This window comes from Shewanella sp. 4_MG-2023 (genome assembly GCF_030548015.1).
Lineage (GTDB): Bacteria > Pseudomonadota > Gammaproteobacteria > Enterobacterales > Shewanellaceae > Shewanella.
Genome location: NZ_JAUORL010000022.1, coordinates 42235 through 54927, shown reverse-complemented (window position 1 = coordinate 54927; position 12693 = coordinate 42235). Strand labels below are relative to the sequence as shown.

Sequence of the window (12693 nt, the reverse complement as noted above, 5' to 3'; positions counted from 1 at the left end):
TTAGTGCTAAACTTTGTATTAAAAGGAATTTACAGTCAAGGAGACATTGCATGAGCCAATTTATTGCCAATAGCATCAAATATGTCATGACTCAAAGCGTATATTTTTTATCTGGCTTAACGCCAAGAACGCGCAAAGCAGTGATGGGGTGTTATAAAAATAAATTTGCCGATAATAGCAAATACCTGTTTTTACATTGGCAGCGCACAAAAACGATCCGCGCGATTTGGATAAGTGGCGATGGCGATGTTATCAGCGCATTAAACCAACAAGGCTATGAGGCGTATCACCGCTGGAGCGCCAAAGGGATTTATCATGCGTTAACCGCTGAGTTTTATTTCTATACTAGTTATATTGGTGATATTAATCAGTATTTTGCTAAAGGTGCCACCAAGGTTAATTTATGGCATGGCTCGCCGCTAAAACGTATTGAGTATGATATTAACAACGGCCCCTTATTAACGATTTATCACCCTAAAAGCCTGAGCGAAAAGCTTAACTCTGCAAGTTTATACCACCAGCAAAAAGTAAAGCCTGATCATATGATTGCCCCCAGTGATTTAGTGGCCAACCTTTTTGCCAGCGCCTTTAACATCAACCTTAACCAAATGCTCAATTGCGGTAATCCGCGCACTGATTATTACAGCCACTACCCCGAATCAAATTCCTTAGCTGATGAACTTAAGCAAATTAATCACGCTGACAGTATTATTCTTTATGCCCCGTCATGGCGTGACGCCTCTGCCCTTGCTGAAAAACAATCGAATCCTTATTTGCAAGCATTTGATTTTGAGTTGTTATCGGCTTATTTAGTTGCTAATAAGAAGCTATTTTTATTACGGCTTCACCCTAATGAAGCCCAACTTGGCAATGATATATCCAATTACCCTAACATTATTAATATCAGTGATTGGCAAGATACCTATGAAATTATTAATGAGGTTGATCTATTAATTACCGATTATTCGTCTTTGTATATCGATATGCTGCAAAGCCAAGCGGATATTGTGTTTTATCAATTTGATCAGCAGCAATATAGTACTGACAGCCGCCAATGCTATGACTATGCAGCGTCTATTCCTGCTGCGGGTAGGGTGATAACTGAATTTAGCCAACTTATGGCTTACCTTGCTACGTCGTTGGATAAAAACGATGCTAGTCAGCAAGCTGAGCATAAAAAAAATAGAGCTGAGTTATCTCAGCTCTATTGGCAATATCAACATATCAATGTGTTTGATTGTTTGGATGAATTTGTTAAGGCTAAATAAAACCCCATCAATGACTTACTAACAAGCGACTAGCGACTAGCGACTAGCGACTAGCGACTAGCGAAGCAGTGACAGTAAATCATCTGCATTACCTGTCCACTGGCTTTTAGCGCTGCCTGCAAGAATGCTATCAGCTAGGCTTTGTTTGTGCTGCTGCATCTCTTGAATTTTTTCTTCTACCGTCCCTTGGGCAATCAGTTTATACACAAATACAGGGTTGAGCTGACCGATACGGTGCGCCCTATCTGTGGCTTGCTTTTCGGCAGCCGGGTTCCACCATGGGTCAAAATGGATCACGGTATCGGCGGCGGTTAAATTAAGCCCTGTGCCGCCCGCTTTTAGGCTAATCAAAAACACCGGAATTTCACCTTCTTGGAAGGCGTCAATTTCAACCTGACGGTTACGGGTTTGCCCTGTAAGCTTGCTATAGCTTATGCCTAAATCAATCAACTCTTGCTCAATTAGCGCCAACATACCGGTAAACTGGCTGAAAATAAGGATTTTACGGCCCTCTTCAACCATCTCGGGTACATTTTCAGTCAACCAAGTGAGTTTGGCGTTATCTTTGACGTACTGCGCTTGCTCTAGCTTCACTAAGCGTGGATCACAACAGGCTTGGCGTAGTTTAAGCAATGCATCTAAAAACTCAATGTGACTGCTTGATACACCTTGTTTAGCAAACAATTCACGTAATTTTTTCTCCATCACTAAACGGATACTTTCATATAAATTACGCTGATCTTTTTCTAACTCTAAGGTTTGAATGATTATGGTTTTTTCTGGTAGCTCCGACATTACTTCGCTTTTGGTGCGGCGCAGTAAAAACGGCGCAATACGATTGAGCAATATCGCCGATTTTTCAGTATCAGCTTGCTTTTCAATCGGGCCTCTAAATTCTTTATTAAAGTAATTATGCTGACCTAATAATCCCGGTAAACAAAAATCCATTAGTGATTTTAACTCGCCTAAATGGTTTTCAAGTGGCGTACCTGATAAGCATAATCTAAATTGGCCTTTGAAGGTTTTAAGCGCTTGAGTGACTTTTGCTTGGGCATTTTTAATCTGCTGTGCTTCATCTAAAATAATATGCTCAAAGCTGTATTCGCTATAGAACAATTCATCACGCAAGATCAAAGGATAAGTGGTCACAATCACATCGTAATCTGCAATCTGCTCAAGTAATGCCTGACGTTTACTGCCGTGTACCACCAGCACTTTTAAACTTGGGGTAAACTTTTGTGCTTCTTTAAACCAGTTGCCCACTAAACTGGTGGGACAAACAATTAAACTGGGCCTAAATGCCCGTGGATTAACTGCGCTGCTTTGTTGCTTTGATTGTTTCGCTTTAAGTAAAAAAGCGAGCGTTTGCAGAGTTTTACCTAGCCCCATATCATCTGCAAGAATACCGCCTAATTGGTATTCTTTTAAGAAACACAGCCAGTCATAACCTTGCTTTTGATAGTCACGTAAGGTGGCATTAAGCCCTTCTGGCAGCGGCGCTGACTCTATGCCTTTAAACTCGGTAAGTTTATTGGCTAACTGTCTAACGCGCTCACCATTAAGTAACCGAATATCGCTTTCTGATAACTCATTCAATAAGTCAGCCCGATTGCGAGGGACTTCTAGTTGGTCGCCACCACCACGCTGGAATAACTCTTGGATAACCGAAATAAGCGGTTTAATGGTTTTGGCTTTAATCTTCACAAAGCGGCCATTAGGCCCTGGCAGAATGAGCTCCTGCTCGTCATCTGGCTCGCCATTTTGCTGCAGCCAACGGGCAACTAAACTTAATAAAGGTACACTTTGGCCATCAATATCAGCATTAAGTGACAGTGAGAACCAGCCGCTGTCTTCATCATCGTCAAGGTCAACTTCAATGTCGGCTTCAACAATATTAAGGTCAAACTCTGGGGCAAACTCTACGTTATAGCCTAAGTCTTCTAAGGTCATCACCCCAAAGGTGGTGAGCTGGGCCCACTCATTCACCATATCAGGCATTAAGCCTAAACTGTAAAAGCTACTGGCATGATTATAAGTCAGCAGGCTGTTATCAATAAGTTGCAGTTGCAAGCTTTGTAGTATCTGCACCACTTGCGCTTCTTGCTCAGGATCACGATGAATTTGATACTGCACTTTACCTTGCTTAATCAAGGTGATTTTTTCGCGAGCTAATTTGCCTGACAACAGCATATCGCCATAGCCAAACTGCAGCTGTAATACCGGCTGCATAACTGCGCTGTCGCTTAATTGCACCATGGTAAAAGTCAGCTTTGCGACTAATGGCTGCTCAATTTCATAAAATTCAATTTCACTGGGTACAGGGACACTTTTAGGGGAAAAGTGACGCAACATTTTATCGCTGATATCGTCGACTTTATCTAATGGCACTGGCGGCATTTGTTGCAATAGCTTTAATTTTTCAACGCTTAAGTCAGTATCCAAATGACCAATCTTTAGATAGTCTAAATCCATAAACATCGGTGGATTGGTGGCAATAAACTCCCAGTTTTCAAGCTCAGGCATGGTCATACTGATTTGCGTATGACGGGTATCAGTTTCTTGCCAAATAAAGTCTGGGGTTAATGCGCGGGTCATCTGAATTGGGGTGCGGCTTTCTTCCCAAAAGCAACTGCCAAGTTGGATCATCTTATTTAATGCCAGTGCGCAAATTTCACCTTCAAGATAGATTTTTGAGGCACTTTTTGAAGACGATAATAATAAGCTGATGATTTGGCTATCTTCAGCGTTAATCCACCATGGCAGATGATACTTCACATCATTTAACGCAACTTTACTGCCTTTGTTGTACTGCAGTTTTTTGTTTAATTTACTGCGTTTAAACTCAACAAAAATACCATGATGATCGCTTGATAACACAAAGATTATCCGTTCTTTATCTTCATCATCTTCGGTCTGTGTGAGGGTATCTTGCTTATCTAATTGTAAAATCCATTGGCTAAGACGCTGCTCTTCAACTGGCTTTTTATCCACTAACGCCAGTAACGCTGCGGCAACGTGCTTACAATTGCTAGCAACAGGGCAAGTACAATGAGATTTCATCACGATTTTATGATTGACATTGACCAAGCTGATGTCTTGACGATAAGGCTCGGTGGCGGTTCCTACCACATAGGATTCAACATTGTGGTTATCTTGACTGGCGTGAACGTCGAGTACCCGCCCTTCAATCAAATAATTCTGCGCCTTTTGCAGTTGAGTAGATGAAAATAGCTTAGCAACAAGTTCTAAGGTAATTTTTATTGGAAGATTAAACAATTTGGCAGACATGCATTATTCCATACGAGCAGTAGCAAAAGATGGCTACACAACAACGAGCGTAACCATCCATTCTATGGAAGATGCCTGTAAAATTCTACCGTGACATGCGCTTTAATTATTTTTTTTAAGGCTAATATCATAGAGTGCGTAAGCTAATTGATGCTAGCCTTGCAACTAGCCTTGTAATAAGTGCTCTTCAATGGCTTCAATTGCACGGGGTTTTCCTACCACCATCACAATGTCACGGCGCTCAAACACCCAATCATCCGGCGGTGGACTTATCTCCTCACCTTTACGTCTAACAGCTCGTGCTTCAACACTAAACTGCGACCAGTCAATATCGGTGAGTTTCTTGCCGATAGCATCTGCACCTGTATCTAACGCCACAGCATGCAGCAGTTCCAAGGTAAAGTCGGTTTCGGCGCCAGTGAAAAAACCATGTAAATATTGGTAGTGATTACGGCGCTCAGACTCTAAACGTTTAATAATTCTTGGTAGCGGCACGCCACATTTATACAGCACTTGCGACACCAGCATTAAACTGCCTTCGAGCTTTTCTGGAATAACTTGAGTGGCGCCAGCTTCTGTTAAATTTTCTAATTCAGCATCATCTGTAGTGCGAACAATAATTTTAGTTTCAGGGGCTAATTTACGTGATAATGCTAAGCAGTCTTCAACTTGCCTTGACTCACCAAAGGTGATCACCACCATGCTGGCTCGGCGAATACCAATTTGCTTTAACAAGCCCATTTTACAGGCATCACCAAAATAGACCGGCTCGCCTGCAGCGCGGGCTTCAGAAACACGTTTGGGATCTAAGTCCAGCACCACAAATGGCACCGCTTCGGTTTTTAAAAAACGCGCAATGGTTTGCCCTACACGGCCATAACCTAATATTAATACCAAGTCGCCATCATCAGGGCTGGGTAAAATGAATTCTTCATCCATTTGATCTTTACTATTGGTTTTACCCTCAATTTTTGCCGCAATATCAACACAATGCCTGACTAACCAAGGTGCGATGGACATGGATAACACCGCCACCATCACTAAAATGGTACTCATTTGAGTTTCTAATAGCTGATAATTAACCGCCAAGGCTAATACCACAAAACTGAATTCGCCCACTTGAGCCAAACTGATAGCCGTACTTAATGCCACTTTAAATTGCTCGCCCCCAAGCTTTAATAAACCAAACACCACTAAGATTTTGGTCATTAACACTGCAATGAGGATTAATAAAATTTGCCACCAAAACTCAACAACAATAGCAAAATTTAATAGCATACCGATGGAGATAAAAAACAGTCCCATCAGTAAATCTCTAAATGGTCTAATATCCGCTTCTAACTGACGTCGATACTGACTTTCCCCTAACAGCATCCCCGCTATAAAGGCACCTAACGCCATGGATAATCCCAGCCACTGGGTAAACGCCCCAGTAACTAACACCACCACTAAGGTTGATAATACAAACAATTCGTTAGAGCGAGAGCGGGCTACTTCATCAAAAATACGCGGTAAAATCCATTTACCAAATGACATCAATGCTAAAAAGGCCAAAATACCAGTGAACAGCCCCCAAGCGATTTCAACAGCGCCCATGGCTTCACTGCTAGGAGATAACAAAGGTAATACAATCAGTAGCGGTACCACGGCAATATCTTGAAATAACAGCACACTGACAGAGAGCTCGCCATGTCGGCGACGCATCCAGCCTTGATCATTAACCAGTTTTAGCACAATCGCCGTTGATGATAGCGCCACAGCAGAGCCAATCACCACCGCAGCAACCATATTTTGACCGAATAAGTAGGCGACTAAACCGGCAATTAATGCGGTGAATGTCACCTGAGCACTGCCTAAACCGAATACTGTGCGGCGCATAGACCAGAGCTTAGGAACCGAAAACTCTAACCCTAGGCTAAACATCAGCAGCACCACACCCAATTCTGCCACTGAATGCATTTGCGCTTGAGTAAACCAATGAAAGCCACTAGGCCCGCTGAAAACCCCGGTTAGCAGATAAGCTAAGATTGGCGGTAACCCAACTCGGCGTAACAAAGAAATTGCCACAATCGCAATGACTAGCATTGAGAGAATATGGATGAAAATACTGTGCTCCATAAAGGCATGTTCTCCGAGTCAATAAAATAACGATTAGATAAACAGTCTATTAACAAAGTGGCAAATTAACAATAACCTTATGAAAATGGTAAACAAAAAATAACAGGCATAGTTATTGCTTAATAAATTTATCAAACGGATAACAATTAGAAACTTGAAATCATCATTGGGATAATAGCTATGGACTACGCAGTAACGTCACAACCATACCCGAAGTTAACTATAAGTAAATCAGAAGCTTATTATAAAATAACCGATGAAGAACCTAGGCTTAATTTACTGGCAGTGTTACAGCAATTACACTCAAATTTAGACCCTGAAAGCGTTTTTGCCCGCTATGGCAAAAGCATCGGACAAGTTTTGCCGATCCGCGGCATCCAGCTTAATCACCAATTAAAACTGAATTGGGGTCGTTGCCAGGGACTCAGTATTCAGCGAGTGATCACCGGTTTTGGTGAGCCCTATAGCATTAAATATTACTTATCTACGCCACTGACACCAAGTCAAACAAGATTGTTAAACACCTTAGAAGAACTGTTCAATCAGCCATTACATAATGCCTACCAATATGCGCAGATGTCGAACCAAGCGATGTTTGATGCCCTGACTGGGCTAGGTAATCGCTATTATTATCGGCAAAGTATTAAGAGTGCACTGGCAAGAGCTAACCGAAAACAAGCTGATATTTCTCTGATTGTGCTGGACTTAGATAACTTTAAAAACCTCAATGATCAACATGGTCATAAACTGGGGGATACGGTATTAAAAGAGTTTGCTGATTTATTAAATGATGCTATCCGCAATACTGACCAAGCATTTCGAATTGGTGGTGATGAATTTATAATTATAGCCCAAGGAAAAGAACATACGATGACACCATTGTGTGAACGTATTATTGCGGCAATAAATAGCCACCCATTAACCAGTGCATTTAAGGTGCAATGCAGTATTGGGGTGGCTGAGTTTTTACCACCACAAACCCAAGACAAACTTTATGAAACTGCAGATATGGCGTTGTATGCAGCAAAAGCCGCGGGTAAAAACGGCTTTAAATTAAGTATGCAAACAAACGCCTAACTCGTTATGGCTGGCAAGATAGCGTTTATCAACCCAAAAACCAATGGCGGCAACTAAGGTGTCATTGTAAAAAATAAGCGGTATTTTATGCCTTTGCCAAGGTGGCACGGCTAGCTCCTGCCAAACTTTTTTAAGCTCACGGCCTTTATCACGAAAATGCGGCTGACAGCGAATACTGCCTTTGGCGCCAAATGAGATAGTCACTTGCTCCGTTGTCGCTAACCTTAGTCTTACTCCCGTTTGCGTTAAACCAATAGCGCAGTCAGCTAGCTGATTCATCTGCACGGTTAAACTCAATTGCTTGCCAGTACACAATGACTGAATATTGCCAATCAACTCAACATCATCTGGCTTTTCATTACTAACAGGCACCACAAATGCCTTGCCAGCAAAACGCTTTATTGAGTAATCACCACAAAAAATATCCACCTTGGCATCATCAGCGGCATAGATCAGCTGCTGTAAAATTTGTTCCAGCTGCGATTGAGACGGCAAATTAAACCCTAAAGATTGAATAAAGCCCCGCAGCAACAGGGCTTGCCATTGAGGTGTTTGGTCTGACAATTGCTGTAATTTAAAAGCGGGCAACTCAAATGGTGTTGCTGTATCAAGCCATGCGGGTAAGCGTGTATCAACTTCATCTTCAATCACTTGCTGCTGCTCAGCGCATAATTTAGCACTGCGTGATGCGGTGGTGGCAATACTTGGCCAGCGAGCTTTTAATCTCGGAATGATGTCATGGCGCAGAAAGTTACGGTCAAATTGCTCATCTTGATTACTTTCATCTTCAATGTGCTTAAGTTGGTTATCACTGGCAAAAGCTTCAATTTGCTGGCGAGTAACATCAAGTAACGGCCTAACAATCCAACTTTGATGATTAAATGGCTGCATGGCGCCCATGGCCGCTAAGCCCTTGGGCCCTTGACCACGTTTGAGGGCTAACAGTAAGGTTTCCAGTTGATCATCTTGATGATGGGCGGTGAGTAATATATCGCCTTGGTTAAGGTATTTTTTGAAGACGTTATAGCGGGCATCTCTGGCGAGCGCCTCTAAACTTTGCCGCGCAGCTTTATTAATCGCTACACGTTCTATCTGAATGGGTAACTGATAGTGCTTAGCCTGAGTGAGACAATGATTGACCCAATGCTCTGCATTGTCACTAAGTCCATGATGAACATGGACTAATAAGCAAGGGATATTAGGGTGCTGCTGGGCAAACTGGCTTAAACCATAGGCAAGGCATTCAGAATCAACCCCGCCGCTGTAAGCTAATACTAACTTAGCCTGAGGCTGTGCGTTTAATAGCACTAGCGCATGCGCTTGTATCGCTTTGCAAATATCTACGCTCAATGGATGCCTCTATTGCCCAAATGGCTCAGCAATGTGAGCCCGAAACCAAAGCCAGTTTGCTAAATTAATTAAACACGATTTTGACGTTTTTAGAGCCCACTAGACTTTCAATTGCCAGCATCAGTTCATCGGTTGGATTCACCCGCCATTCATCACCAAGGCGTAATTGGCCTGCTGCTTGTTGCTGCTGATAATTAATGATAACCGGCACACTGCCGTTTTTCCATGGCGTTAATGCTTGCTCAAATTGCTCAAGCCAAGTTTGGTTGATGTCATCAGCAGTAATGTTTATTTCCACTGCATTGGCAAAGTGGCTACGAGCCTCGCCAATTTCAATGATGTTGCGGGCAGTCATGCGATTGCCACCAGCAAAATCATCAAAGCTGACCTCACCTTCACAGATCAAAATTTTATCTTTTTCAAGCAAGTGATTAAACTTTTCAAACGCTTCAGTAAATAGCATCACTTCTAAGCGTGAGCTTTTATCATCTAACGTCACCAGCCCCATTTTTGAGCCACGTTTGGTTACCATCACTCGAGTGGCAATAACTAGCCCCGCGGCCTTCATGGTTTTACCGCGGTCAGTCGGATGGACGTCTTTTAAACGCCCTGAAGTGTACTGCTTCAGCTCTTTTAAGTATTGATTTATCGGATGACCTGTAAGGTATAAACCTAAAGTATCACGCTCACCTTCAAGCCAAACTTTATCAGGCCAAGGAGTACATTCAACAAAGTTTTGTTTATTGTCTTCTGGTTCAGAGTTAAGTAGGCCAAACATATCGTTTTGGCCAATAGCTTCAGCTTTGGCATGCTGGGCCGCGGCCAAAATCGCTTCTGGTAAGGTGGCAATCATCGCCGCGCGGTGCGGACCTAAACTGTCTAATGCACCGGCACAAATCAGTTTTTCGATGACGCGTTTATTGAGCTTTTTAAGATCAATTCGGGCGCAGAAATCAAATAAATCAATAAATGGTCCGTCTTTTCGGGCATTGAGAATCGATTCCACTGGGCCATCACCAACCCCTTTAATCGCACCGATCCCGTAGACAATGTTAAGCTCGTCATCAACGGTAAATTTGAATAAGCCTTTATTCACATCCGGTGGAATAAGCGGTATGCCCATGCGTTCACATTCATCGACTAAGATAACGATTTTATCTGTGTTATCCATATCTGCTGACATTACCGCCGCCATAAACTCGGCAGGGTAATGGGTTTTAAGCCATAGGGTCTGATAGGAAACCAGTGCATAGGCAGCTGAGTGAGATTTGTTAAAACCATAACCGGCGAATTTTTCAACCAAGTCGAAGATCTTCATCGACAGGTCGCCATCAACACCGTTATTGATAGCCCCCTCTTTAAAGGTGCCGCGCTGCTTTGCCATTTCTTCTGGTTTTTTCTTACCCATTGCACGGCGTAACATATCCGCGCCACCTAGGGTGTAGCCTGCTAGCACCTGCGCAATCTGCATCACTTGTTCTTGATACAAAATAATGCCGTAGGTTGGCTCTAACAGCTCTTTTAATGACTCATGTTGATATTCTGCATCAGGGTAAGAGACCGCTTCACGGCCATGCTTACGCTCAATAAAGTTATCTACCATGCCTGATTGCAATGGGCCTGGGCGAAACAGTGCCACAAGTGCAATCATGTCTTCAAAACAATCGGGTTGCAGACGTTTAATCAAATCTTTCATACCACGGGATTCTAACTGGAATACCGCTGTGGTTTCATAGCGCTGAAGTAATCTAAACGACTTAGGATCGGTTAAGTCAATGGCCTCAATCCTGACGGGCTCTTTGCCCTGCTTTGCTAGGCGCGGGTTAATCATTTGCAGCGCCCAATCAATAATGGTCAGGGTTCTTAAGCCTAAGAAATCAAACTTAACTAGCCCTGCGGTTTCTACATCATTTTTATCGAATTGCGTTACTGGGTTTAAGCCTTCAGCATCACAATAAAGGGGCGAGAAATCAGTGATAACTGTCGGTGAGATAACCACGCCACCAGCATGCTTACCGGCATTACGAGTAACACCTTCAAGTCGTCGACACATGTCAATCAGCTCACGGACATCTTCATCAGCGTTATACGCTTCTGGTAATGATGGCTCCACTTCAAAGGCTTTGGTCAGAGTCATCCCGGGCTCTGCAGGGATCATTTTTGTTAACCGTTCAACAAAACCATAGGGGTGACCGAGTGCACGGCCAACGTCCCGTACCACAGCTTTTGCCGCCATGGTACCAAAGGTAATAATTTGTGATACCGCATCTCGGCCATACAATTCAGCAACGTGATCGATAACTTCATCACGTCTATCCATACAGAAATCGACATCGAAATCAGGCATAGAGACACGTTCTGGGTTTAAGAAACGTTCAAACAGTAAGTCGTACTCTAGTGGGTCAAGATCGGTAATTTTTAGTGCATATGCCACTAATGAGCCCGCACCAGATCCACGACCCGGTCCAACAGGAATATCGTTATCCTTACCCCATTGAATAAACTCCATTACAATAAGGAAGTAACCAGGGAAGCCCATTTGGTTAATCACTTTTAGCTCAATATCTAGGCGTTCATCATACTCGGGACGCTTTTCTAAACGTACCTGTTCATCAGGGAATAAAAATTCCAGCCGCTCTTCTAGGCCTTTTTCCGACACTTCGACGAGAAAGTCTTCAATGGTCAAATCGCCCGTTGGGAAGTTAGGCAAGAAATATTCGTGTAAACGTATAGTCACATTACAGCGTTTGGCGATTTCCACACTGTTTGCCAGTGCTGATGGAATATCAGCAAATAACTCACACATTTCTTCTTCTGTGCGTAAGTATTGTTCTTTACTGTATTTTTTCGGTCTGCGAGGATCAGCTAAAGTAAAACCGTCATGGATCGCCACCCGTATTTCGTGCGCTTCAAAATCATCGGCCTTTAAAAAGACCACCTGATTGGTCGCCACAACAGGTAGATTGCGATCAGAAGCTAATTTTACCGCCATGTGCAGATAGCGTTCTTCATCAGCTCTGCCAGTTCGCAAAAGCTCTAAAAAGTAACGATCTTCAAAATGGGTTTGATAGAAATTTATCAGCTGATCAACTTGGGTTTGGTTACCTTTTAATAATGCCTTACCAACATCGCCTTCTTTCGCCCCAGAAATAATCAAAATGCCTTTATTAAACTTAATCAGCCACTCTTGATCGATAACCACTCGCCCATCTATTTGGCCACGTAAATAGGCCTCACTGATGAGCTGGGTTAAATTTTGATAACCGTCGTTATCTAAGGCGATGATAGTTAAGGCGCAAAACTCTTTTTCAAAACCTGGGACTTTCATCCAAAAATCAGCGCCAACAATCGGCTTGATCCCTGCCCCATGACAGCCACCATAAAACTTTACCAGACCACAAAAGTTATTTTGATCTGTTATCGCTAGCGCCCCCATTCCAAGCTCTTCGGCTTTGGCAATAATAGGTTTAACTTTTGCCACGCCATCTGACATGGAAAAATCACTGTGAACGCGAAGATGAACAAAACGAGGATCGGACATAGATTATAGTATCTTTGAAATGCGTGATTAAAAGGAAAAAACTGCTAGCCA

General features: G+C 42.9%; 6 protein-coding genes. 2 read left to right on the top strand and 4 right to left on the bottom strand.

Annotated elements, in window-relative coordinates:
* Positions 1–50: 50 nt before the first annotated feature.
* Complete coding sequence (locus Q4546_RS13060; protein ID WP_303446387.1) at positions 51–1268, top strand: CDP-glycerol glycerophosphotransferase family protein; 1218 nt, start codon at positions 51–53, stop codon at positions 1266–1268.
* A gap of 57 nt (positions 1269–1325) precedes the next feature.
* On the opposite strand, the gene Q4546_RS13055 is transcribed toward Q4546_RS13060, so the two are convergent.
* Complete coding sequence (locus Q4546_RS13055; protein WP_102439638.1) at positions 1326–4556, bottom strand: DEAD/DEAH box helicase; 3231 nt, start codon at positions 4554–4556, stop codon at positions 1326–1328.
* Positions 4557–4721: 165 nt separating this feature from the next.
* The gene (locus Q4546_RS13050) at positions 4722–6674 is read right to left on the bottom strand and encodes a monovalent cation:proton antiporter-2 (CPA2) family protein (protein ID WP_102439639.1); all 1953 of its coding nucleotides are present in this window, start codon (positions 6672–6674) and stop codon (positions 4722–4724) included.
* Between the two features lie 180 nt (positions 6675–6854).
* Between Q4546_RS13050 and Q4546_RS13045 the strand changes: the two genes are divergently transcribed.
* On the top strand, positions 6855–7751 hold the full coding sequence (locus Q4546_RS13045; RefSeq protein WP_102476168.1) for a GGDEF domain-containing protein: 897 nt from the start codon (positions 6855–6857) through the stop codon (positions 7749–7751).
* On the opposite strand, the gene tilS is transcribed toward Q4546_RS13045, so the two are convergent.
* Together tilS and dnaE are read right to left on the bottom strand one after the other, a co-directional pair.
* Positions 7728–9101 (bottom strand): tRNA lysidine(34) synthetase TilS, encoded by a 1374-nt coding sequence (tilS, locus tag Q4546_RS13040; protein WP_102476169.1) that lies wholly within the window; start codon positions 9099–9101, stop codon positions 7728–7730. The genes Q4546_RS13045 and tilS overlap by 24 nt on opposite strands.
* 64 nt (positions 9102–9165) lie before the next feature.
* Positions 9166–12642 carry a DNA polymerase III subunit alpha gene (dnaE, locus tag Q4546_RS13035; protein WP_303446386.1) on the bottom strand — a complete coding sequence of 1159 codons (3477 nt, stop codon included), beginning with the start codon at positions 12640–12642 and terminating at the stop codon, positions 9166–9168.
* Positions 12643–12693: the final 51 nt, after the last annotated feature.